At 66.1% G+C, this 24,252-nt stretch carries 21 protein-coding genes; 5 read left to right on the top strand and 16 right to left on the bottom strand.

Annotated elements, in window-relative coordinates:
• Positions 1-208: 208 nt before the first annotated feature.
• The gene (locus tag AC1DNE_RS22635) at positions 209-1,594 is read left to right on the top strand and encodes an NfeD family protein (protein WP_441472506.1); all 1,386 of its coding nucleotides are present in this window, start codon (positions 209-211) and stop codon (positions 1,592-1,594) included.
• Positions 1,595-1,602: 8 nt separating this feature from the next.
• Entirely contained in the window at positions 1,603-2,346 is a 744-nt protein-coding gene (locus AC1DNE_RS22640; protein ID WP_441472672.1) for a slipin family protein, read from the top strand.
• Positions 2,347-2,569: 223 nt separating this feature from the next.
• Here the strand turns inward: AC1DNE_RS22640 and AC1DNE_RS22645 are convergent, their stop codons facing one another.
• From AC1DNE_RS22645 to AC1DNE_RS22720, 16 genes are all read right to left on the bottom strand, one after another.
• On the bottom strand, positions 2,570-3,127 hold the full coding sequence (locus AC1DNE_RS22645; RefSeq protein WP_441472507.1) for an HNH endonuclease: 558 nt from the start codon (positions 3,125-3,127) through the stop codon (positions 2,570-2,572).
• A gap of 222 nt (positions 3,128-3,349) precedes the next feature.
• Positions 3,350-4,234 carry a 3-hydroxybutyryl-CoA dehydrogenase gene (locus tag AC1DNE_RS22650; protein ID WP_441472508.1) on the bottom strand — a complete coding sequence of 295 codons (885 nt, stop codon included), beginning with the start codon at positions 4,232-4,234 and terminating at the stop codon, positions 3,350-3,352.
• An 84-nt stretch (positions 4,235-4,318) separates the two neighbouring features.
• Positions 4,319-5,263, bottom strand: coding sequence for an electron transfer flavoprotein subunit alpha/FixB family protein (locus AC1DNE_RS22655; RefSeq protein ID WP_441472509.1), 945 nt, complete (start codon positions 5,261-5,263; stop codon positions 4,319-4,321).
• Complete coding sequence (locus AC1DNE_RS22660; protein WP_441472510.1) at positions 5,263-6,009, bottom strand: electron transfer flavoprotein subunit beta/FixA family protein; 747 nt, start codon at positions 6,007-6,009, stop codon at positions 5,263-5,265. Before AC1DNE_RS22660 ends, AC1DNE_RS22655 begins: the two co-directional genes overlap by 1 nt.
• Positions 6,010-6,174: 165 nt before the next feature.
• Positions 6,175-6,873 (bottom strand): rhomboid family intramembrane serine protease, encoded by a 699-nt coding sequence (locus tag AC1DNE_RS22665; RefSeq protein ID WP_441472511.1) that lies wholly within the window; start codon positions 6,871-6,873, stop codon positions 6,175-6,177.
• Between the two features lie 8 nt (positions 6,874-6,881).
• Positions 6,882-7,463, bottom strand: coding sequence for a cob(I)yrinic acid a,c-diamide adenosyltransferase (locus tag AC1DNE_RS22670; protein WP_441472512.1), 582 nt, complete (start codon positions 7,461-7,463; stop codon positions 6,882-6,884).
• A gap of 60 nt (positions 7,464-7,523) precedes the next feature.
• Complete coding sequence (locus AC1DNE_RS22675; RefSeq protein ID WP_476811395.1) at positions 7,524-8,117, bottom strand: acyloxyacyl hydrolase; 594 nt, start codon at positions 8,115-8,117, stop codon at positions 7,524-7,526.
• Positions 8,118-8,273: 156 nt separating this feature from the next.
• Entirely contained in the window at positions 8,274-8,462 is a 189-nt protein-coding gene (locus tag AC1DNE_RS22680) for a twin transmembrane helix small protein (protein ID WP_441472514.1), read from the bottom strand.
• A 67-nt stretch (positions 8,463-8,529) separates the two neighbouring features.
• A complete protein-coding gene (locus AC1DNE_RS22685) occupies positions 8,530-9,810 on the bottom strand; it encodes a glycosyltransferase family protein (RefSeq protein WP_441472515.1) in 1,281 nt (426 codons plus the stop codon).
• A 150-nt stretch (positions 9,811-9,960) separates the two neighbouring features.
• On the bottom strand, positions 9,961-10,731 hold the full coding sequence (locus tag AC1DNE_RS22690) for a polysaccharide deacetylase family protein (RefSeq protein ID WP_441472516.1): 771 nt from the start codon (positions 10,729-10,731) through the stop codon (positions 9,961-9,963).
• A complete protein-coding gene (locus AC1DNE_RS22695; RefSeq protein WP_441472517.1) occupies positions 10,728-11,864 on the bottom strand; it encodes a glycosyltransferase family 4 protein in 1,137 nt (378 codons plus the stop codon). The genes AC1DNE_RS22690 and AC1DNE_RS22695 overlap by 4 nt, the downstream gene beginning before the upstream one ends.
• A 32-nt stretch (positions 11,865-11,896) precedes the next feature.
• Positions 11,897-13,075 carry an ABC transporter permease gene (locus AC1DNE_RS22700; RefSeq protein ID WP_441472518.1) on the bottom strand — a complete coding sequence of 393 codons (1,179 nt, stop codon included), beginning with the start codon at positions 13,073-13,075 and terminating at the stop codon, positions 11,897-11,899.
• Between the two features lie 8 nt (positions 13,076-13,083).
• Positions 13,084-14,082 carry an ABC transporter permease gene (locus AC1DNE_RS22705; protein WP_441472673.1) on the bottom strand — a complete coding sequence of 333 codons (999 nt, stop codon included), beginning with the start codon at positions 14,080-14,082 and terminating at the stop codon, positions 13,084-13,086.
• 6 nt (positions 14,083-14,088) lie between these two features.
• Complete coding sequence (locus AC1DNE_RS22710) at positions 14,089-16,044, bottom strand: ABC transporter substrate-binding protein (protein ID WP_441472519.1); 1,956 nt, start codon at positions 16,042-16,044, stop codon at positions 14,089-14,091.
• The gene (locus AC1DNE_RS22715; RefSeq protein ID WP_441472520.1) at positions 16,041-17,924 is read right to left on the bottom strand and encodes an ABC transporter ATP-binding protein; all 1,884 of its coding nucleotides are present in this window, start codon (positions 17,922-17,924) and stop codon (positions 16,041-16,043) included. The genes AC1DNE_RS22710 and AC1DNE_RS22715 overlap by 4 nt, the downstream gene beginning before the upstream one ends.
• Positions 17,925-18,020: 96 nt before the next feature.
• Entirely contained in the window at positions 18,021-19,010 is a 990-nt protein-coding gene (locus AC1DNE_RS22720; RefSeq protein ID WP_441472521.1) for a polysaccharide lyase family 20 protein, read from the bottom strand.
• 149 nt (positions 19,011-19,159) lie between these two features.
• Between AC1DNE_RS22720 and AC1DNE_RS22725 the strand changes: the two genes are divergently transcribed.
• The 3 genes from AC1DNE_RS22725 (at position 19,160) to AC1DNE_RS22735 (ending at position 24,190) form a co-directional block, all read left to right on the top strand.
• Positions 19,160-21,895, top strand: coding sequence for an ABC transporter transmembrane domain-containing protein (locus AC1DNE_RS22725; protein ID WP_441472522.1), 2,736 nt, complete (start codon positions 19,160-19,162; stop codon positions 21,893-21,895).
• A 23-nt stretch (positions 21,896-21,918) separates the two neighbouring features.
• Positions 21,919-22,341 carry a Crp/Fnr family transcriptional regulator gene (locus AC1DNE_RS22730; protein ID WP_476841196.1) on the top strand — a complete coding sequence of 141 codons (423 nt, stop codon included), beginning with the start codon at positions 21,919-21,921 and terminating at the stop codon, positions 22,339-22,341.
• A gap of 70 nt (positions 22,342-22,411) precedes the next feature.
• Entirely contained in the window at positions 22,412-24,190 is a 1,779-nt protein-coding gene (locus tag AC1DNE_RS22735; protein WP_476841197.1) for an adenylate/guanylate cyclase domain-containing protein, read from the top strand.
• Positions 24,191-24,252: the final 62 nt, after the last annotated feature.

Here is a 24,252-nt window from a genome sequence, read left to right on the forward strand (position 1 = left end):
CTTCGGCGGCGCCTGGGGCGGTCGCCGCAGGCCTATGCTTCACCTTCGCGGTGGCACCTGAGGCTGCGATTGCGGCTCCCGGAAGCAGGCGAAAGCGCCCGAGCGCGTACTCTTCCCCAAACGTGAGATATCAGCCGCTCCGCCGCCATCGCCGACCTCATGGACTTTGCCGGAATCGAACCCATATTGATTCCACGGAGTTTTGAGCGTGAGACTCGCGCGGGTGGCCCTTTTCGCAGCGGCCGTCATAGCCGCAGCGGTCCTTTCTTCCTTCTCACCGGCCCGAACGGCGGGGGGGCGGGTCGCCTTGAGCATCGCGATCGACGGCGCGATCGGTCCGGCGAGCACGCGCCAGCTCAAGGAGGCGCTGAGCGTCGCCGCCAAGCGCGATGCCGAGGTTCTCATCCTGCAACTGGATACGCCCGGCGGCCTGGTCACGTCGATGCGCGAGATGATCGCCGACATCCTGGCCTCTCCCGTGCCCGTCATCGGCTATGTCGCGCCGCCGGGCGGCCACGCGGCGAGTGCCGGAACCTACATCCTCTACGCCACCCATGTCGCGGCGATGGCGCCCGGCACCAATCTCGGAGCTGCGACCCCGGTGGCGATCGGCGGGCTGCCCTCGCTCCCCGGCGGCGAGAAGGATAGCGGCCCGGGCGGCAACGGGAAGGACGCCGGCGGCCGGCCACCCGGCGACGCGATGATGGCCAAGGTGACCAATGACGCGGTCGCGTTGATCCGCTCGCTTGCCGAATTGCGCGGGCGCAACGGCGACTGGGGCGAGAAGGCCGTGCGCGAGGCGGCGAGCCTGTCGGCCAGCGCGGCGCTCGATCAGCATGTCATAGACTTCGTCGCCCGCGACACGACCGAGCTCCTGCAACTGGCCGATGGCCGCACCGTCGACGTGGCCGGCAAGAAGGAAGTGCTGGCCACGAAGGGCCTGGCCGTCGAGACTCTGGAGCCCGGCTGGTTCATCCAGCTTCTCGCCGTCATCACCAACCCCAACATCGCCGTCGTGCTGATGCTGGTTGGCGTCTATGGCCTCGTCTTCGAGTTCATCAGCCCCGGCGCGGTGGCGCCGGGCGTGCTCGGCGCCACCTGCCTGCTGCTCGGCCTCTACGCGCTCGATCTGCTGCCGATCAACTATGCCGGGCTCGCGCTGATGCTGCTCGGCGTCGCCTTCCTCATCATGGAGGCCTTCAATCCGACGGCCGTGCTCGGGCTCGGCGGTGTGGCGGCCTTCTTGCTCGGCGCCACCATGTTGCTCCAGGTCGAGGGGCCGGGCTTCGCCATATCCTGGGCGGTCATCGGCCCCGCGGCCGCGCTGACGCTCGGGCTCGCGCTGCTCGCCGGCACCTATGTCTGGGCGGCGCGGCGCAATCCTCCGCGCGTCGGTGGCGAGGCGATGCGGGGCCTTGCCGTCGACATCCTCGACTGGGACGGCCGGGAAGGCCACGTGCTGGCGCTCGGTGAACGCTGGCGGGCGAAGGCCGACGAGCCGATCATGCCGGGGGACAGCGCCGAGGTGACCGCCATCAGCGATCTCGTCCTGACGGTACGGCGGCGGGCCGCGGCGAACGATGGAGCAAGATGATGACGACGATGGTCGGTTATGTGGCCTATCTGATCATTGCGCTGCTGGTGGCCCTGTTCCTGTCAGCGGCGATCCGCATCCTGAGGGAATATGAGCGCGGCGTGGTCTTCACGCTCGGTCGCTTCACCGGTGTCATGGGGCCGGGCCTCATCATCCTCGTGCCGTTCGTCCAGCAGATGGTGCGCGTGGATCTGCGCGTCGTGGTGCAGGATGTGCCTCCGCAGGATGTCATTTCGCGCGACAACGTCTCGGTGAAGGTCAACGCAGTGCTCTATTTCCGCATCGTCGATGCCGAGCGCGCGATCCTCCAGGTCGAGGATTTCATGACCGCCACCAACCAGCTCGCGCAGACCACGCTGCGCTCGGTGCTCGGCAAGCACGAACTCGACGAGATGCTGGCCGAGCGTGACAAGCTCAACAGCGACATCCAGGAGATCCTCGACCAGCGCACCGATGCCTGGGGCATCAAGGTCTCCAATGTCGAGATCAAGGATATCGACCTCAACGACAGCATGGTCCGCGCTATCGCCAAGCAGGCTGAGGCGGAGCGGCTGCGGCGCGCCAAGGTCATCAACGCCGACGGCGAGCAGCAGGCAGCGGCCAAGCTGGTCGAGGCCGGCCGCATGCTGGCGGCCGAGCCCCAAGCCATGCAGTTGCGCTATTTCGAGGCCCTGCACGACATCGCCGGCGAGCGCTCCTCGACGGTGGTGTTCCCTCTGCCGGTGGATCTGTTGAGTCAGTTCCTGAAGTAGCCGGGCGGCGATGGCGGGGGCACGCGACAAACGCGCCTGGGAAAATTAGAGCCTTGATCCTGAGGAGCGCCGTAAGACGCGTCTCGAAGGATGATCCAGATATCTCCTGAGCTTCCGGGAACACCCTTCGAGGAGCCATTCCTGACGAAATGGCTCCTCAGGACGAGGCTCGGGGAATTCCCAAACGGCTCTCATTGGGTGCAATGCAGCTGCTGCCTGAGCCTTACGGCTCCAGCTCGGAGTCCCAGTAGAGATAGTCGAGCCAGCTCTCGTGGAGATAGTTCGGCGGGAACAGCTTGCCGTTGCGGTGGAGGTCGTTGACCGTCGGCGCATAGGGCTTCTGGGCCGGGAACATCTCGACCGCGGCCGGCATCTTGTCGCCCTTGCGCAGGTTGCAGGGCGAGCAGGCGGCGACGACGTTGTCCCAGGTGGTCAGGCCGCCCTTGGAGCGGGGGATGACGTGGTCGAAGGTCAGTTCCTCGCGCGTGTTGCAATATTGGCAGGCGAAGCGGTCGCGCAGGAAAACGTTGAAGCGGGTGAAGGCCGGCGTCCGGGATGGCTTGATGTAACTCTTCAGCGAGACGACCGAGGGCAGCCGCATGTCGAAGCTGGGGCTGCGGACGACGGTGTCGTATTCGGAGACGATGTTGACGCGGTCCATGAAGACCGCCTTGATCGCGTCCTGCCAGCTCCAAAGGGACAAGGGATAGTAGCTGAGCGGCCGGAAATCGGCGTTCAGGACCAAGGCCGGACAGCCGTCCGGCGACGCCATCGGATGCATCACATGCGCCGTCAAACCCGTCGCACCTCCGCTTCGCCAAGCGGGACGAATCCCGCCCTCAGATCAATGTAAGCGCGAGACGACAGGAATGTGAAGGAACTTATTGCGGGTGCGACAAAGCCCCTCGCACGGGCGAGGTGCTTCCTCGCTCGTGGCAGCCGCTCAGCAGATCATGGTGCTTTTCGTTCAATTCGCGGGTTCTGGCCCGCCGGCCGTGATTCGTCAGCGGGTTGGGACGGGCTTCTCGCCGCGGTAATCGTAGAAACCGCGCTTGGTCTTGCGGCCCAGCCAGCCGGCCTCGACGTATTTCACCAGCAGCGGGCAGGGCCGATATTTCGAATCGGCGAGGCCGTCATGGAGCACCTGCATCACGGACAAGCAGGTGTCGAGGCCGATGAAATCGGCGAGCTGGAGCGGGCCCATCGGGTGGTTGGCGCCGAGCCGCATGGCGGTGTCGATCGCGTCGACCGAGCCGACGCCCTCATAGAGCGTGTAGACGGCCTCGTTGATCATCGGCAGCAGGATGCGGTTGACGATGAAGGCCGGGAAGTCCTCGGAGACCGAAACGGTCTTGTGCAACTGGCCGACGAGCGCCTTGGCGCGCTCGAAGGTGCCGTCGTCGGTGGCGATGCCGCGAATCAGCTCGACGAGCTGCATCAGCGGCACCGGGTTCATGAAGTGGATGCCGATGAAGTGCTCGGGGCGGTCGGTCGCGGCCGCAAGCCGGGTGATCGAGATTGAGGAGGTGTTGGAAGCGAGGATCGCCTGGGGCTTCAGATGCGGACAGACGGCCGTGAAGATCTTGCGCTTGACCTCCTCGTTCTCGGTCGCAGCCTCGATGACGAGGTCACAATCGCCGAGATCGGCGAGGCCGACCGCGGGCTCGATCCGTTGCACGGCGGCGCGGCGATCCTCGTCGGCGAGGGCGCCCTTCTGGACCTGGCGGGCCATGTTGCCGTCGATGGTGGCGAGCGCCGCCTTGATCCGGTCCTCGGCGACGTCGTGCAGCCTGACATCGAACCCGGCCACCGCCGCGACATGGGCGATGCCGTTGCCCATCTGGCCTGCCCCGATGATGCCGATCGTCTTGATCGCGTGGTCCGACATGGTCTGATCCCGGATAGTCTTCTTATGCTCCCGCAGGAGCGGAACGGGCCGCCCTAAGGCGGCCCGGGAACGATGGTCTATGCCTTACTTGCCGGCTTTGGCGAGTTCGGCGTCGAGCTCCGGCAGGACGGTGAAGAGGTCGCCGACGAGGCCGTAATCGGCGATCTGGAAGATCGGCGCCTCTTCGTCCTTGTTGATGGCGACGATGACCTTCGAGTCCTTCATGCCGGCGAGATGCTGGATCGCGCCGGAAATGCCGACCGCGATATAAAGTTCAGGCGCGACCACCTTGCCGGTCTGCCCGACCTGCCAGTCGTTCGGGGCGTAGCCGGCATCGACCGCAGCGCGCGAAGCGCCCATGGCGGCGCCGAGCTTGTCGGCGACGGGCTCGATCACCTTGGTGAAGTTCTCGGAGGAGCCGAGCGCGCGGCCGCCCGAGATGATGATCTTGGCCGAGGCGAGTTCCGGACGGTCGGACTTGGCGACCTCCTCGCCCTTGAAGGACGAGTTGCCGGGGTTCTCAGCCGCCGAGACGGTCTCGACCGCGGCCGAACCGCCTTCGCCCGCCGCCTGGAACGAGGCGGTGCGGATGGTCAGCAGCTTCTTGGCGTCGGTCGACTGCACCGTCTGGATGGCGTTGCCGGCATAGACCGGGCGCTCGAAAGTGTCGGGCGAGACGATCTTGCTGACGTCCGAGACCTGCATCACGTCGAGCAGGGCGGCGACGCGCGGCAGCACGTTCTTGCCGGTGGTGGTCGAGGGCGCGACGACGGCGTCATAGCCGTCCGCGAGCTTCACGATCAGCGCCGCCAGCGGCTCGGCCAGCGCGTGGCTGTAGGCCGCGTCATCGGCGAGCAGCACCTTCTCGACGCCGGCGAGCCTGGCGGCGGCATCGGCTGCGGCCTTGGCGCCCTGGCCGGCAACGAGGATGTGAACCGGAGTGCCCAGTTCCTTGGCAGCGGTCAGCGCCTTGGCGGTGGCGTCCTTGACGGAGACGTTGTCGTGTTCGGCGATCAGCAGCGTGGTCATCAGATCACCCCGGCGGTCTTGAGCTTGGAGACGAGTTCGGCGGCGTTGGCCACCTTGACGCCGGCGGAGCGGCCGGCGGGCTCGACCGTCTTCAGAACTTTCAGGCGCGGCGCGACATCGACGCCGAGCGTCTCGGCCGAGGTCTCGTCGAGCGGCTTCTTCTTCGCCTTCATGATGTTGGGCAGCGAAGCGTAGCGCGGCTCGTTGAGGCGCAGATCGGTGGTGACGATCGCCGGCAGCTTCAGCTGGACCGTCTGCAGGCCGCCATCGACCTCGCGGGTGACGTCGACGCTATCCGCGCCGAGCTCGACCTTGGAGGCGAACGTGCCCTGCGCCCAGCCCAGCAGCGCGGCGAGCATCTGGCCGGTCTGGTTGCAATCGTCGTCGATCGCCTGCTTGCCGAGGATGACGAGACCGGGATTCTCCTGCTCGACCACCTTCTTCAGAAGCTTGGCGACCGCAAGCGGCTCGACCACGCCGTCGACCTTCACGAGGATGCCGCGGTCGGCGCCCATGGCCAGCCCGGTGCGGATCGTCTCGGCGGCCTGCGCCGGGCCGATCGAGACCACGATCACTTCGCTCGCCTTGCCGGCTTCCTTGAGGCGGAGCGCCTCTTCGACGGCGATCTCATCGAAGGGGTTCATCGACATCTTCACATTGGCCAGCTCGACGCCGGACCCGTCCGCTTTCACGCGGATCTTCACGTTGTAATCAACCACCCGCTTGACGGGCACCAAGATCTTCATCGTCAGATCACCGTTCAGAAGAGATGCGCCTCGCGCCGCGCCGTCCAAGACGGCAGAGTGGCGGCATCGCGGCCCTCGGCTGGAATGCGCAGGGACCGTAGCGACGCCGGTTTGGGCTTGTCAACGTCGTCCAAGGTCTGGTCGGAGGGGCAAAAGCGCACGGGCTCACCCGCCGACCGGCCGGCGGCCGAACAAGGGCACGCTGCGATGGATGAAGAGCGGCGTGAGCGCAGCCCCGGTCGCAAGCCCGCCAAGATGGGCCCACCAGCCGACATTGCCGTCGGTCTGGAACAAGGCCGAGCCGGCCTGCAGAAGAATCCAGCCGCCGAGCGCGTACATCGCCGGGATATGGATCGGAATCCAGTTGAAGGCGACGCCCCAGATGCGCACCTGCGGATAGAGCATCAGATAGGAGGCGATGACACCGGAGATCGCGCCGGAGGCGCCGATCAAGGGCTGCTCGGAATCGGGATACATTCCGGCGTGGATGAGCGAACCGCCCAGACCGCAGAGGAAGAAGAACATGAGGAAGCGGGCATGGCCCATCGCGTCCTCGACATTGTCGCCGAAGACCCAGAGGAACAGCATGTTGCCGGCCAGATGCGCCAGATTGGCATGGAGCAGCACATTGCTGAACAGCGTCAGCCAGGGCGGCAGATGGGCGAGCCCTTCCGGCAGCTGCGCCGTGCCGAACAGCACCGAGGGGATCATGCCGAAACCGGCCATGATCGCGATCTCGGCGTTCTCTCCCGGCCAGAACCAGAGCGCGACCTGGGCGGCAAGACAGGCGCAGATCAGCGCGTAGGTGACATAGGGAGTTCGCATGAAGCGCAGCGGCACGCCGTCATGCAGGGGAACGAACATGGCTGATCTCAGCGATTCTGGCCGGGCACCCAGAGGACGTCCCCGCCGGCCTTCGCATTGAGGAAGCGGGAGGCGACGAACAGGAAGTCCGACAGGCGATTGATGTATTTGAGCGCGGCCGGTCCGACGGTCTCGCCCTCCGTGGCGGCGAGTTCCGTCATCAGCCGTTCGGCGCGGCGGCTGACGGTGCGGGCGAGATGGAGGTGCGTCGCGGCGGGCGTCCCGCCGGGCAGGACGAAGGAGCGCAGGGGCGCAAGGCTCTCGTTCATCCGGTCGATCTCGGCCTCCAGGCGATCGACCTGCGCCTGGACGATGCGCAGCGGCTCGAAGGCAAGGGGCTTGTCCGTCTCCGGCGTGGAGAGATCGGCGCCGAGATCGAAGAGGTCGTTGCTGATGCGGCCGAGCATGGCATCGACCTCGGCGTCTTCGCCCTCGGCATGGAGGCGCGCCAGGCCGACACAGGCATTGGTCTCATCGACCGTGCCGTAGGCCGCGACCCGCAGGTCGAATTTCGGGCGGCGCGGCCCGGCCGTCAGCCCGGTGGTGCCGTCATCGCCGGTGCGGGTGTAGATGCGATTCAGCTTGACCATGCGACGCTTATAGCGCGGCACGGTCGGGACGGAAGCGAGGTTTTCTGCTGAGGCTGGTTGCTAGAACGTATAGCCGAGCCGCGCGCCGATATTGGCCGGGCCTCGTGGCGAAGACCCTGCACGATCGCCGCAGCCGGCCGTGCTGAAATGCTCGAGCGTGGTGACCAGGCTCCAGCGATCGGAGAGCCGCACACCGAGCGCCGCGGCCTCGCGGGTACCTGTGTTGCAGCCGACGTTGAGGCGATTCTCGGGGACGAAGCCGGTCTTGCCGTCGTTCAACGCTGCGCCGAAGCTCGCTTCGACGAAGACGTCCCGCGTGACGTCGAAACTCCAGGTCGCTCCGGCATAGGCGTAACGGGTGCCGTTGAGGTTCAGGCTGGTGCCGAGATTGAAGCGCGGGATGAAGGCGGCTGCGATTCGGTCCTGCAGGGGGATCAGGCGAGGCGAGAGCACCTCCGCTCCCACGTTGAGAAGGCTGCCTTCGCGCCCGCCGGGGTTGGCGAGCCCGGCGCCGATGCGGGTTTCCCAGGCCGGGGCCGGCGGCTCGGTCGCGGGAGCGTAGCTGGAGACATTGCCGGAGAGAGAGCGGGTCTGTGCCTGAGCCGAAGAGGCGGCCAGACAACCGGCGAGGAGCAGCAACGCGACGCGAACCATGGGCCTTCGGCAGGGTGTGAGAGAGCAGGCGTTAGTGAAGCACACACACTCGTGTTCGGAATGTGGCAGAGCCCGCGAAGCCAGGGCTCTGTTCACAGCTAATCGTTCCAAAAAACGTCAATGACGTCAATCAATTGGGCAGGATGTCGCGGCGGGTCAGCCGTTGCGCCACCAGAGCACGGTGACGATCAGGATGATGGCGACGAACTGCAGCACGACGCGCAGACGCATGAGCTTCTGCGAGGTGTCGGCACTGCCACCGCGCAGCATGTTCACAAGACCGAGCAGCAGCACGACAGCGACGGCGCCGACCGCGACGGAGACAAGAGTGTTCGAAAGCGTCATCGTGAAAGCCTGTAGAACGGAGCCCGGTCCGTGACCAGCGGCGGGATGCCGCGCCGGAAGATCGGGGTCAGCTTGTCGCGGCGTTCTGCGCGAGGGCCCGGCCGCGCACGGTCTGCGACAGATCGTCCGCAAGGGCCCGGCTGATCGCCGGCAGCCCTTCGAGCAGGTCGGGCATGAAGGCCTGCGACGGCGGCGGCCGCTTCGCCAGGGCATGGATCGCCCTGGCCATGACGAGCGGATCGCGCTCGCCCTCGCCGGACTGCGAGGGGTCGCAGAGCATTTCGACCAGGCTCAGTTCGTCCGCCCGCTGCGCACGGATTGCCTGCTCCAGGCGAGGCTTCACGCGCGGCACGATCAGCGCCGGCTTGTCGAAGGAGAGGATCTCGCAAAAGGTGTTGTAGCCGCCCATCGCCACGACGCAGTGCGCGCGATTCATCAGCAGTTCGAGGCGAGGCTCGAAGCCGAGACCCTCCAGCTTCGGATTGCGCGCGATCCGCTCGGCGAAGTCCTTGCGCTTCTCGCGCGACATGAAGGGCCCGAACACGATCAGCGCCGGCAGCGCGATGGTCGGGTCGGCTTCATAAGCCGAGATCACCCAGTCGATCACGCCGGCACCATCGCCGCCGCCGCCGGGGGTGACGAGGACGAAGGGCTGTTTGGTGATCCGCGGATAGCGATTCGGCGGCATCGGGCTCGGGACCGCACGCTTGAGATAGCCGACATAGCGAATCTTGTCGGCGAAACGCTGCTGGTCGGGCAGGCCGCTCAGGGGTTGGTAGATGCCCTCCAGCCCATAGACGAAGATGTCGTCGTAGATGGTGTCGAGCGCGTCGAGCGCGCCGCTATGGCGCCACTCCTCCAGCAGCGTGGCCGGATCGTCGAGCACGTCGCGCACGCCCAGCACGATGCGGGCGCCGCGGCGGCGCAGGATGTCGAGCGACGGCTTCAGCTCTCCGCGCAGGCCGACGGGCTCCTTGTCGACGATGACGACATCGGGATCGAAGGAGAGGACGGTCTGCTTGATCAGGTCGGTGCGCAGCCGCAGCGTGTCGCCGAGATCGAGGTTGAGGTGGTGCGGCTCATAGCGGCCGTCGCTCTGCTTCTCGATGCCGGGGATGCGGACATAGTCGATCCCGTCGCCGAACTGGAAGCTCGAGATCACCGAAGAACCGGAGACGATGATGACCGAGATGTGCGGAAAGCTGGCGATCAGCGCATTGGCGATGGCGCGGCAGCGGCGGATATGGCCGAGACCGAAAGTGTCATGGCTGTAGATCAGCACACGCGGCGCATGAGGGCTGCGCGGCGCCCTTTCGGCTCCGATCAAATCGATGACGTTGGAAGACATCGGATGCCGCCCTCCGCAAAGGCCAGACGACCTCTTGGCGAGGACGAACGCAGCTCGGAACCAGTTTAGAGCGCTTATAGCGCGGCGAGGTCCGTCAACCAAGCCCGTGCGGGTGGTGACATGCAGGATTCATCTTAGCCGGTGCGACGCCTATACTCTGGCAGGAAGAAGCTCGGCCGGATCAGCGAGATGCACGGCCGGATGGGCGGCTGCAAGGCTCAAGATGTCGTGGAGAACGGACCAAGCGCCTTCGTCATGGTCGCGGTGATGCAGGAGCAGACCGAGCGCGGCCGCCTGATCGGGGCCCTCGCCGCGCATCGCGATGATTTGTGCCACGATCTCGGGCAGAAGGTCATCCGCGCGCCGGCCCATGCGGCCGCCATGCCAGTCCATGACATCGATTCGGGTGTTGAGTAGGCGGGGGCCGCCGGCGGGACCGTGGCGATAGTTGCGGAAGCATGACAGACCGGAGAAGCCGAGGCTGCCGAGCCGGGCGGCGTGGCCGGGGTCGATGCGATTCCATGGCGGCACGAAGACCGGCATGATGTCGCCGCCGATCAGGTCGCGAAGGCGATCGCGGCCCTCGGCGATCTCGCCATCGACGGCTGTCCTGTCGCGATCGGGGCCGAATTCCGACTTCTTTCCGCCTGCCGGAGCATGGTTGCGATGCCAGACGCCGTGCTGGCAGGGACGCAAGCACGGCATGCCCTTCAGGGCCGATGCCAGGGCGGGTTCCGCCAGCATCGGGATTACCGCCAGCAGGACAGTTGCACCATGGCGTTCCGCCAGAACCGAAAGCCGCGCCAACGCCGGGCTCGGCGCGACCGCGTCGTCGTCGCGGAGCCATAGCCGCAGCTGCCGGCCGGCGGCCTGCCAGTTGTCGAGTTCCCGCGACAGAGCCTGCCAGTGCGTCTCGTTCATGACGCGACGCTGCCTGCGGCCCTGAGCTTGTCGCGGCGGTGGCGGCAGGCGAGGTCGAGCCCTTCGGCCAGCCTTGCGGCGGCGCGGGCGTTCGTACGCTCGTCCAATACGAAGCGGCGAGCATCGTCTCCCATCCGTTCACGGCGCGCCCTGTCCCGCAGCATGGCGACGAGATGACCGGCGAAAGCCGCTTCGTCGCCTTCCGGCGCCAAGAGCGCTGTCTCTCCTGACATCACCGTCGCGGAGACGCCGCCGCTGTCGAAGGCGACCACGGGCAGCCCGACCGCCTGGGCTTCGAGATAGACCAAGCCATAGGCCTCGCGTACGCCCGGCCAGACGAAGATGTCGTGCCGCGCCAGCTCGTCGAGCGCCCGCTCGCGCGGGATCAGGCCAAGCCAATCGATTCGTTCTTGCGGCAGGCAGGCGAAGGCCTGCTCGATCTCGCCGCGCTGGCGGCCGTCGCCGACGATGCTCAGGCGCCAGTCCGCATCGGGAATGCGCGCCAGGATGCGGGCGAGCGTCAGATAGCTGTTCTGCTTCGTGCCCTGGCGCATCATCGCGATGGTGATCAGGTGGGGAGGTCCGGGATGGTTCCGGCGCTGCGGCGGCTCCTTCTCGAAGGTGATGAAGGGCGGGAGCTCCAGAAGGGCGGTGCCGGGCTGGCGCCAGGGTTCGAGCCCCTGGCGGTCGCGATCGGTGAAATAGAAGTGGACGTCGCCCGCCGTGAGGCTGTGCCGGACGATTTCGGTCTGGGCGCTCCATTGATCGAAGGCGCGGCGCTCGGAGTCGCTGGCTTCGGCCGTGACATAGGGGATGCTGAGGGCATCGGCGATCGCAGGGCCGAGCAGGTCCGGGGCGCGGTAGTAGTTGTGATAGGTGAACCAGAGGTCGGGGCGAGGGCTATCGGAGCGATAGCCCGCCAGCAGCCGGTCACTGAGCCGTGCAGCGTCGGCGCGATGCTGGTCGAGGCAAGCCGGATCGGCGCTGGGCAAATAGCCGCGGGTGGCCCGGACAGGCTCGACGACATGGCCCAATGTCTCCAGTGCCGCGACGAGCTGGCGCGCCATGCGGCGGTCGCCGGAGACGCCGCCGTCGTCGAACAGGTTCAGCGGAGTGTGGAATGCGATGCGCAAGGGGATACTGGAAAGGGGCGGAGCGTAGCTGGTCAGCGATAAGGATCGGCTGCATCGCGCAGGCCGTCGCCGAGGAAGTTGAAGGCGAGGATGATCACGATCACGGGCACCACCGGATAGAGCAGCCAGGGATAGAGCGCCACCACATTGATGTTCTGTGCCTCGTTCAGCATCACGCCCCAGCTGGTGATCGGGGGCCTCAAGCCCAGGCCAAGGAAAGAGAGCGCGGTCTCGCCGAGGATGGTCTTGGGTATGGTGATGGTGGCCGAGGCGATGAGGTGGCTCATGAAGCCCGGCACCAGATGCAGGCCGATGATGCGGGCGGGCTTCGCGCCCATCAGCTGGGCGGCGACGACATAGTCCTCCTCGCGCAGCGACAGCAGCTTCGAGCGGACCGAGCGGGCAAGCCCCGTCCAGTCCATCAGGCCGAGGATGATGGTGATGCCGAAATAGACCACCACCGGGCTCCATGACGGCGGCATGATCGAAGCCAGCGCCAGCCAGAGCGGGATATGCGGCAGCGACTGCACGATCTCGATGATGCGCTGGATGACGAGATCGACGCGGCCGCCGTAATAGCCCGCGATGCCGCCGATGATGACGCCGAGCACGAAGGAAACGGAGACGCCGAGCAGGCCGATCGAGAGCGAGATGCGTCCGCCATAGAGGATGCGCGAGAACATGTCCCGGCCGAGCCGATCCGAGCCGAGCCAGAAGAAGGTGCCGTCCTTGGGCGGGCAGACCAGGCGCCTGTTGCCGGGGATCAGACCCCAGAACTCGTAGCTGTCGTCGCCGCGGCAGAAGAAGCGCAGTTTCTGCGGCCGCGTGCTGTCGACCTCGTATTCGCGCTTCAGGTTCTCCATGTTGAGCCGCATCTTGTACGGGTAGACGAAGGGGCCGATGAAGCTGCCTTCATGGAAGAGGTGGACGCTCTGGCCCGGCGCGCGGATGAAGTCGGTATTGCGCGTTGTGTAGTGGTAGGGCGCGAGGAATTCGGCGAAGGCCGCCATCGCGTAGATCGCCACGATGACGAAGGCGGAGATGACCGCGAGCTTGTGGCGGCGGAACTTCCACCACATCAGCTGCCATTGCGAGGCGAGATAGATCCGCTCCTGCTCCGGCGTCATCGCCTCGGTGGCATAGGGCTCGAAAGGCGCGGTCGAGGCCGCATGCGGCAGCGGCGCGCCATCGGGCGGAAGTGTGTTGAGCAAGTTCGCCTTCACTTGGTCGCCGTCCCCTGCAGACGGATGCGCGGATCCAGGATGGCGAGCGCGATATCCGAGATCAGCACGCCGATCACGGTCAGGAAGGACAGGAACATCAGGAAGGAGCCGGCGAGATACATGTCCTGGGCCTGCAGCGCCCGGATCAGCAGCGGGCCGGTGGTCTGCAGCGAGAGCACGATGGCGACGACCTCGGCACCCGAGACGATCGAAGGCAGGATGTCGCCGATATCCGAGATGAAGAAGTTGAGCGACATGCGCAGCGGATATTTGCGCAGCGCCTTGCCGGGCGGCAGGCCCTTGGCGCGGGCGGTGACGTAGTACTGCTTCTGGAGCTCGTCGAGCAGATTGGCGCGCAGCGCCCGGATCATGCCGGCGGTGCCGCCGGCGCCGATGATGATGACGGGGATCCAGAGATGCTCCAAAACGGATCGGAGCTTGGCCCAGCTCATCGGCTGGTTGAGATATTGCGGGTCGACGAGACCGCCGATCGAGGTGCCGAACCAGACATTGGCAAAATACATGAAGACGAGCGCCAGCAGGAAATGCGGCACTGCGAGACCGATCAGGCCGATGAAGGTCAGCCCGTAGTCGCCCCAGCTGTACTGGTGCGTGGCCGAGTAGATGCCGATCGGGAAGGCGACGACCCAGGTGAAGACGATCGTGGCGAAGGAGACCAGCATGGTCAGGAGCAGTCGGTCGCCGACGATCTCCCTGACCGGCCGCTGATATTCGAAGGAATAGCCCATATCGCCCTGAAGCAGGCCCGCGACCCACCAGAAATAGCGCTCGACCGGGGGCTTGTCGAAGCCGTACTCCTGTTTCAGGAACTCGATGCGGCTCATATCGGCCTTCTCGCCCTGCGCCTGCATTTCGGCTGCGAGAGTCTCGAAATAGTCCCCTTCCGGGAGATTGATCACGGTGAAGATCAGCGCGCTGGTGACCAGCAGCGTCGGGATCATGATCAGGATGCGCTTGAGGATGTAGCGGAACAGCACGGATCAGCCTTTGGTCTCTTGCCGATCGAACCAGAAGGTGTCGGGCATATAGCGGCCGATGAAGGCGCCGGGTTCGAAGCTGTAGAGGCCGACCTCGGGCACGTTGCGCAGGTCGCGGGAGACGACGATCGGCTGCAGCGTGCTGTTGATCACGCCGATGGTGAAAACCTGCTCGGCATTGATGGCCAGCATCTTGTGCCAGATGGTGCGGCGCTGGTCGCGCGTCGAGCTCATCCGCCATTCCTCGTAGAGCCGCACCAGCTCGTTGACCTCGTGCGAGGCCGGTCTTTCGCCCTCGCGGCCGCTGGTCTCGATGAACTGGCCCCAGCGCGGCCACTGGAACTGCGCCGACGAGGTCGGCGACAGCGCATCCGGTTCCATGTCGGAGGTGATGAGCGCGTTGTCCATGCCGGCCCAGGCCGACATGATGGTCTGCCCCGCGACGATGCGGCGGCGGAAGACGTCGCGCTGCGTGGAGCGCGGGTAGATCTTGATGCCGACGTTCAGGAAATCCTGCTTGAGCAGATCGAGGATGTCCGTCTCCTCGGTGTTCTCGCCGGCTGTCTCGATGGTGAATTCGAGCCTGCGGCCGTCCGGGAGCAGACGCACGCCGTCATCGTCGCGCTTGGTCAGGCCGATCTCGTCGAGAAGCCGGTTAGCCAGATCCGGGTCGTGCTGGATCCAGAGCGAAGCGAGCGTGGGATCGTAGAGCGGGCTTTCCGGCAACGCCGTATTGGCGCTTTCGCGCGCCAACCCGAAGAAGATCACCTTGTTGATGTCGGCGCGGTTGATCGCGACCGAGATGGCGCGGCGATAGCGTACGTCGCGATTGAGGTCGCGCCAGACCGGATCGATGGCGTTCAGATTCGGCAGAAGGGCGAAATAGGCGCCCTCGGCCCGCTTCCAGAGCCTGACCTCGAAGTTCATCCGCTTCGAGGCTTCCTTGAGGAAGGTGTAGTTGTCGAAGCGGATGTAGCGGGCCTGAAGATCGGCCTCTCCGGCGGCTGCCTTGGCCGGGATCAGTGAGCTTGTGCCGATAGTCAGCGTGACCTGATCGGCATAGGGCAACTGCCGGCCCTTCTCGTCGACGCGATGGAAGAAGGGGTTGCGCTCGAACACGAATTGCTCGGCTGGCAGCGGCGTGGTGTTGCGCCAGGGCTCGAGTGTCGGAAGGTTTGGGTTTTCCGGCCGGTACATGCGTGAGAGGCGTTCATGCAGCGCACCCCAGTCGCGCACACGGTTCTCCTTCACGCGCTTGACCAGCTCGTATTTGGGCGCGTGCTTCTCGTGGAACTGCTTGAGGTAGCCCGAGGGCATGAAGATGTAGGTCGGCTGCGCGCCCGCCAGCGCCGGCAGGAAGATCGGGTTCGGCATTTCCCAGCTGTAGCGAACCTCGGTCTCGCTCAACACTTCAAAGAAGGGGAGATTGCCGCCGGCGAGCATCGCCTGGGGCGGTCCGCCGGGCGACAGGCGCTTGTTGTTGGCGACATCCTCCCACCAATAGCGAAAATCTTCGGTGGTGAATGGCGAGCCGTCGGACCAGCGATGGCCGGCGCGCAGCCGCAACGTGAAAACGCGGCCATCCTCGACGTTGCAGCTTTCGAGCACGTCCGGCACGAGCTCGAGGTTCTCGTCATAGACCATCAGGCGCGTGTAGCCGTAGAGCGTCATCATCCGGACATCGCGCTGGTCGCCCATCAGCATGCGGATATTGCCGCCATGGCGTCCCGGCGTGCGGCCGAGCTTGCCGAGATCGATGAGGCGGGGCACGGCCGGCAGGCGCTGCGCCACCGGCGGCAGCGTTCCCGCGTTGACCTTCTCGGCGAAGAAGGGGCTGTCGATCGGGGCAGGCTGAGCCGGCTGGGCCAGCGCGCGGCGGGGCAGGGCGGCTCCGGCGAGCGCCGCCGTTCCCAGCAGCAGGGCGGCGCGGCGCGTCGTATGCGGGGAGCGGGAGGTCATGGGACCATCTCCCGGACATCGGCATTGGGCCGCGCAAGGACGTAGTGGCCCTCTCCGAGCGACAGATGCGCCAGGGCGGAGGCGTCGGAACCGACCTTGAAGGCGTCACCCCAATGGCTGTCATCGGAAGCACCGCCCGGCGCCGCGAGCTTGAAGTCGAGCTTGCGATCGAGATCGGCGAAGGGCACGGAGCGCAGCAGCGCCTTGGTGTAGGGGTGGACCGGCTTGGTGAAGAGGCTATGGCGCGGCGCCAGTTCGACGATGCGGCCATTGGCCATCACCGCGATGCGGTCCGCCATGTAATTCACCACGGCGAGGTTGTGCGAGATGAACAGGAAGGTGAGGCCCCGCTCGGCCTGGATGTCCTTCAGCAGGTTGAGGATCTGCGCCTGCACGGAGACATCGAGCGCCGAGACCGGCTCGTCGCAGATGATCAGTTCGGGATCGAGCGCCAGGGCGCGGGCGATGCCGATGCGCTGACGCTGCCCGCCCGAGAAGGAATGCGGATAGCGATTCAGGAAGCGGACATCGAGGCCGACATCCTGCATCAGGGAGCGAACCCGCTCATCCTGGGCTGCAGAGTGGCCCCTGTCATGGACCGCAAGCGGCTCGCGCAGGATGTTCATCACCGTCATGCGGGGCGAGAGCGACGAGACGGGATCCTGGAAAATCATCTGGATGCGCGGGCGGAAGGCGCGCAACGCGTCGCCCTTCAGCCCGAGTACGTCGACCCGTTCATGGCCGTCGTCGAAGATGACCTCACCGGAATCGGCGGTGATGGCCCGCATCACGATCTTGCTGACGGTCGTCTTGCCGCAGCCGCTCTCGCCGACGAGGCCGAGGCATTCGCCACGGCGGATGTCGAAGCTGACATTGTCGACGGCCTTCACGGCGCTTTGCGTGCCCTTGCCGAAGAAGCTGCGAGAGCCGGTGACATAGGTCTTGTGCAGGTTGCGGACCCGAAGCAGCGGCGTGTTCTCGCGATCCGCGGGCGGCGGAGCGGGGCGTGGCGCCGCCGGGGGGCGGGGCCTGGCTTCCCGGAGCGCGACGAGGCGCTCGCCCTCCTGCATGTCGAAATGCGGCGAAGCGTTGAGCAGCGCCTTGAGATAGGGGTGGCGCGGCTGCCGGAAGATGTCCTCGACCGGGCCGCGCTCCAGAATCTCACCGTGGAAGATCACCACCACCTCGTCGGCCATGTTGGCGACGACGCCGAGATCGTGGGTGATCAGCAGGATCGCCATGCCCATCTCGGCCTGGAGATCGCGCATCAGGTCGAGCACCTGCGCCTGGATGGTGACGTCGAGCGCCGTGGTCGGTTCGTCGGCGATCAGCAGGGCCGGCTTGCAGATCAGGGCCATCGCAAGCATGGCGCGCTGGCGCAGGCCGCCCGATAGCTCGAAGGGATACAGCCCATAGGCGCGATGGGCGTTCTTGAAGCCGACGCGCTTCAGCATGGCCTCGATCAGGCCGCGCGCCTCCGCCTTCGGCATCGGCCGGTGCAGGAGCAGAGCCTCTTCGATCTGGTTGCCGATGGTGTGGACCGGAGAGAGCGACGACATCGGCTCCTGGAAGATCATGCCGATGCGGCCGCCACGCAGCGCACGAATCTCCGGACCTTCGGCGGGCAGGGCCGCGATGTCGATCACGGTCTGTGGCGCCAAGGGGTCGCGGAACAGGATCTCGCCCCCGGTCACGGCGCCCGCGCGGGGCAACAGGCCCATGATGGCCTGCGAGATCACCGATTTGCCGGAGCCGGATTCGCCCACGAGCGCGACCGTCTTGCCGGCCGGCACGCGCAGGCTCGCGCCCTTCACCACCTCGCGAGACAAGCCGTGAACGGTGAAGCCGATACGCAGGTCGCTGATGCGCAGGATATCCATGACCCGATCTGACGCCACTCCGGAACCGTCCGCAATTCACCTGACGTCACTAGACGTCTAAAGTTCGGTCTTGCCAATGATTTTCGACACATCGACTCATTCGGCCGGACATTGGCCGAGCCGGATGACATCGCTGCAACGCGGCCCGCGGCGGAAATCGTCGTAGCTGACGCTCCAGGGGAGGCGGCCGGGAGCCCGATAGGGGCCGAATTTGAAGTACTGGTTGGTGTCGAGGCCCGGGCCGCCTTGGCCGATATGCCCGCGGATGGTCACGATCGGGACGCCGTTGGCCATGATCTCGATGCGTCCGTCGCCGTGGGGGCCTGGTTGCGATCGGATGACGAAATCGATCCAGCCCATCCGGGCTGCCGGCAGATCGGCATGGCGCGTGACCTGGATGTCCGGGGCGCAGGCGTTGAAATAGCCGGGGTAGCTCCCGCGCGGTGCGCCGGCCTCAACGGCGACCAGAGCCCGCGTCTGATGAACGTTCGGGTGGTCAAGCACCAGCGCCTCGCCGGGGCGGCAGCCATCCGGGCGCTCCGGGCTCCCGATCGGATAGGAGACGACGCGATCCGTCTCGATGGTGATGCCGAGATGCCCCCGATAGAGTCGCAGCGCCAGGAAGGGTGAGTCGTCTCCCTCGGCGGCGGGCCGGGCCTCGCGCTTCCATTGGGCGATCACATATCTGCGATCGTCCTGCGGCAGCGGATCGTCGAGACGCACGGCCAGCCCGTACCAGACCGTGCTGCGGTAGGGAGCGAGCACCTCCGGGCGCTCCCAGACCTCGGCGCGTTCGCTGCAGTTGACGCGGTGGGGCGAGCAGGACGCCATGACCGTCAGGGTCAGCGCCCCGGTGCCGCGCAAGGGCGCTGCAGGGCCGAAAGCCACCCGGCCGCCGCGTTGCTCGAAGCTCTTCTTATAGAATAGCCCGCCTTCGGCGGCGAAACCGCCTTGGTCGAAGCCATCGTGCAGCAGGAGAGAAGCGTTGCCCGCTGCGACTTTGGCGCAGGCGGATGCCAGGGGAGCGGCGACGACAATCACGAGAGCAGCGCAGCCAAGGGCCGCGCGTAGCAACAGACGCTTCACATCTCTCCCCGACGCGGCGCGATCCGGGTGTGCCGCCGCCTCAAAGTGGCTCGCATTGCACTCCGCCGCAACCTCACCACATATGGTCGCTTTCAGGGGCCTTGCCCCGGCATGACAGCGCCGTCGGCGTTTCGCGACAGGATTGCCCTTTGGAGCCCAACCTCTTCCGTTACATCTGGCAGAAGAGTCGCGGCGAGCAGATCATCGTCCTGCTGATCATCCTTGTCTCGATACCCTTCAACTGGGCCTCGTTCGACGTCCCGAAGCGGATCGTCAACGACGCCATCCAGGGCGGAGCCTTCCGGGGCGGCAAGACGACCACCACCTTCATGGAGACGACCCTCCATCTCCCGTCCTGGCTGGGCGGAGCGACCCTGAGGCTGTTCGAAGGCTTTCAGGTCAATCAGGTCGGGCTCCTCATGGGGCTTTCCAGCTATTTCCTGGTGCTCGTCCTGATCAACGGTGCCTTCAAATACATCGTCAACGTGCGCAAGGGCATCCTCGGCGAGCGCATGCTGCGGCGCATGCGCTACGATCTCTTCAGCCAGCTGATGCGGTTTCGCCCGGAGGAGATCCGGGCGGTCAAGCCGGCCGAGATCGCCAGCATGATCAAGGACGAGGTCGAGCCGATCGGCGGCTTCGTCGGAGACGCCTTCATCCAGCCGGTCTTCCTGCTGAGCCAGGCCCTGACGGCACTCGTCTTCATCATGGTGCAGAGCTTCTGGCTCGGCTCGATCGCCCTGCTGATCGTGCTGGCGCAGGCCATCATCATCCCGATCCTGCGCCGCGAGCAGCTGAGGCTCGGCCGCGAGCGCCAGATCGCTTCCCGGCAACTCGCGGGAAGGATCGGCGAAATCGTCGATGCCGGGCCGATGATCCAGGGGCATGGCGCCACGGGCTACGTCCAGGCGGATATCGCCGGGCGGCTCGGGCACCTCTTCGACATCCGCTACGAGCTCTACAAGCGCAAGTTCGCCGTCAAGTTCCTCAATAACCTGCTGGCGCAGGTCACGCCGTTCTTCTTCTATGCGATCGGCGGCTATTTCGCGCTGCAGGGACGCCTCGACATCGGCCAGCTCGTGGCGGTGATCGCGGCCTATCGTGACCTGCCTTCGCCGATCAAGGAACTGATCGACTGGGATCAGCAGCGCAACGACGTCACGATCAAATACGAACAGGTCATTTCCCAGTTCAACAGCGACGACACGCTCGTCCTCGACGAGGCGAACGGCTGCTCGCCGCTGCCGGTCAAGGGAGACATCCGGCTCGAGGCCGTGCAGATGCTGGACAATCGCGGACAGCCGCTGCTGACGCCGCTCTCGTTCGTCCTGCAGCGACCGGGCTGGGTCGCGGTGATCGGGCCCCATGGCTGTGGCGGGGATGTGCTCGGCCGCATCCTCGGGCGGCAGGCGACCAACTACACGGGGCGGGTCCTCATCGACGGCGAACTGCTCGCGGATATGTCGGTCGAGCGGGCGAGCCATCTGATCGGCTATTCCGGAGACCAGGCGGAGGTCATTGCCGGGACGATGCGGGACAATATCCTGTTGCCGCTGCGGCGGCGCCGGCCGGAGATCAAATCCGACGGTCCGGTTTCCCCGGAGGAGCATCGCCGTTTCGTCGAGGCGGTCCGTTCGGGCAACTCGCCATTTCCGTTCGAGGCGGACTGGACGGACTACGAAGGTGTCGGGGTCGCCGACGCGGCCGAGCTCGCGGCGCGGGTGCGCGAGCTGCTCGACGTGTTCGGCTGCACTCAGGACGTGTTCGAGCTCGGCCTGGGCGGCAAGGTGATGCCGCCGGTGAGCGCGGAAGCAACCGAACGCATCATCACCGCCCGTCATGTCGTGGCCGCCGAGCTCGAGCGCATCAATCTTGGCGGGCTGATCGAGCCCTTCGCCCTCGACCGCTACAACCGGAACGCCTCGGTCGCCGAAAACCTGATCTTCGGAACGCGGACCAGCGCCCGCTTCGGCAACGCGACCCTGCTCTTCGAGCCTTATGCCCATTCGATCCTGAAGGCGGAGGCACTGGTGGAGCCTTTGACCGAGATGGGGGCGCGGATCGTTGCCACGGTCGTCGAGATCTTTGCCGGCCTGCCGGTGGGGCATGCGCTGTTCGAGCGCTATTCCTTCGGCGAGAATTTCGACTTCGAACGCCTCAACGAGCTGGCGGACATCCTGGCCAAGCACGATATGCGAAGCCCGCTCGATCAGGAGACGGAGCGTGACCTGGTGGCCCTGGCACTCGGCTATATCGAGCCCAAGCACAGGTTGAACCTGATCGACGACCGGCTCGAGCGCCGTATCCTCAGGGCGCGCGCGAGCTTCCGCAAGCACCTGCCGGCCGATGCCGCGGGCGATGTGGATTTCTATGCTCCCGACAAGGTTATGCTCGGCGCGAGCGTGCGGGACAACCTGATGTTCGGCCGCATCGGCTACGGCATCCCCGACGCGGGCCGGAAGGTGGCGGAGATCGTGCTGCAGGCGCTCGAGCGCTCGGGGCTGGGAGAGGCGCTCTATCGTCTCGGGCTCGACACCGAGAGCGGCATTCGCGGGCGCTATCTGCCGGCGCGGCTGCTGCAGGCCATTCCTCTGGTTCAGGCGCTGGTCAAGGCGCCCCAGATCGCTGTTCTCGACATCGCGGCCCTGCTCGCGATCTCCGACGAGCCGGAGAAGATCGTTGCCCGGTTGAGGGGCTATTGTGCCGGCATGACGCTGTTTCTTCTGCTGGGAGATGCTAGACTTGTCGAGGACATCCCGATGCGGATCGTTTTCCATGGTGCGACGGGGACGGTCGAGGCCGGTGGGGCGCTCGAGGCAGCGAACGATGCCGGCGATCAGGCGTTGCGCTTTGCGGATGCCCAGCGAATGGAGGCACGGTCATGAGTCTGGAAGCCGATATCGGCTGCTTGCGCAGCCTGCCGCTGTTTCGCGACATGCCTCCCTCGCGGCTCAAGCTCGTCGCACTGATGGGCGAGAGGTTGCGCTTCGAGCCGGGCGCTGTCCTGATCGACCAGAAGGGCCGGCTGGATGGCGTCTACGTCATCCTCGAGGGGGACGTCGAATTCTCGCAGTCGCGCCCCGATGGCGAGGGGCGCCGATTCCAGAAGGACGCCGGCAGCATTACCGGCGACGTGTCGCTGCTCAGCGGCCGGCCGTTCCTCGGCACGGTCAGCGCGAAGACGCCGGTCCTGGCCCTTAGAATTCCGAAGGACCTGTTCTTCGAACTGCTTCAGACCGTGCCGGAATTCAGCCTCGCGGTCTGCCGCGACCTGGCTGACCGCGTTCATCGTCTTGCCAGCGTTTTGCTCCGCGAGCACGAAACCGTTTGATGAGGTCGAGCGTCGTATGAATCGGCCACAAGCCGCCGGCACGCAGCGCACACAAACGGCGCGCAGCAGTATGGGCGCGAGCATCTATCAGGTCTCGTCCTGGAGCCGCGACATTCGTCTCGTCTCGGGCCTGATCCTGCTGACCTTCGCGACGACGCATTTCCTCAACCACGCCGTCGGCATCCTCGGGGTCGATGCCATGGAGCGCGTCCAGGACTGGCGCTACAACGTCTGGCACTCCCGCATCGGGACGATTGTGCTCTACGGCGCGCTCGTCATCCATCCGGTGTTCGCGCTGCTGCGCGTGGTCCAGCGGCGCACCTTCAAGATGCCGCTGCGCGAGATGCTGCAGATCGCGCTGGGCCTCGCGATTCCGCTTTTGCTCGTCGATCACATCGTCAGCACGCGCGTGTTGGGGTACTATTTCGGCGTCGACGAGACCTATCATGCCGTGCTGCGGCGGCTGTGGCCGGGCCGTGCGCTGCTGCAGTCGCTGCTGCTGCTGCTGGTCTGGACGCATGGCATCATCGGCATCCATTTCATGCTGCGCTCGCGCGATGCCTATCGCCATTGGCGTGATCCGTTCCTGCTCGTCTCGATCCTGATCCCGCTGCTCGCATTGATCGGCTTCATGGTGGCGGCGCGCGAGGCCGAACGGATGGCGCTCCCGCCGGAGTTCGTCACCGACGCGCAGCGGGCGATGTTCGACCGCGACGTGATGTGGGCGAAGAGTGCCTTCTATGGACTGGTCGGCGCCTTCGTGCTGTTCGTCGGCATCCGCGAGATCCGGGTCAGGACCCGTCATCAGATCACGGTGCGCTTCGTCGGCCACGGCACGCGCCGCGTAGCGCCGGGGCCGACGGTGCTCGAGATGTTCCGGCGCTTCGGCATTCCGCACGCGGCGCTCTGCGGCGGGCGGGCGCGCTGCGCCACCTGCCGTGTGCTGGTGATGGACGGCATGGACAAGCTGCCATCGCCGGGGCCGAACGAGGCCAGGTTGCTGCGGCGCATTTCGGCACCGGAAGGTGTCCGGCTCGCTTGCCAGATCAGGCCGCATGACGACCTGCAGGTGCAGATCCTGCTCGCCTCGCGCCTGAACGCCACCGGTGCGCGGGCGCTCGAGCCCGATGATGCCATCAACAAGCGCGGCCTGACGGTGGTCGTCGCCGATCTGCGCGCCTTCTCGGCGCTCTCGGAGCGGCAGCTGCCGCGCGAACTGATCGGCCTGCTCAACCGCTTCTTCGACGAGATGGGCCAGGCGATCACGGCCCATGACGGGCGCATCGACGCCTTCTACGGGGATGGTTTCATGGCCGTGTTCGGCCTCGATGGCTCGCAGGCGCGCGGAGCGCAGGCGGCGATCAGCGCTGCGGCCGACATCGTCCGGGCGGTCGAGGCGCTCAACCGCGAGTTCGGAGCGGCGCTGCCTCTGCCGCTCAGGATCGGGATCGGGATCCATACCGGCGATGCCATTACCGGCGCGGTCGAGAACGACAATCTCGGGCGGCGCGAGATCACGGTGGGCGAAACGGTGATGATCGCGAGCCAGCTCGAAGCGGCGACACGCCGGGTGCTGGCCGATGTCGTGGTGTCGGAGGACACGATTCGCACCACGGGCCGCAGCTATGCCGGGACGGTGGCGCTCAAGATCGCGATCAAGGGGCGCGAGAAGCCGCTCACGGCCTATGGCTTTGCAAGTGCGCCGGAAATTGCCCGCCGCAAGCGCGAGGATGCGGCAAAGGCGGCCATGCCGGCGTCGCCCACTGTTCCGGGAAAGGCGCTGGATGGGGCGGCTGAGCCCGTGGCCGAAGCGTCTGCCGAGCCGGGCGAAGCAAACCGGCGCGATTGAACAGGCTGGCGAGGCTGGTTTTTGCCGAAGCGGGTGCCTATGGTCCCGCCAGCCTTTGCCGA

Source organism: Allobosea sp. 05L423 (genome assembly GCF_056397745.1).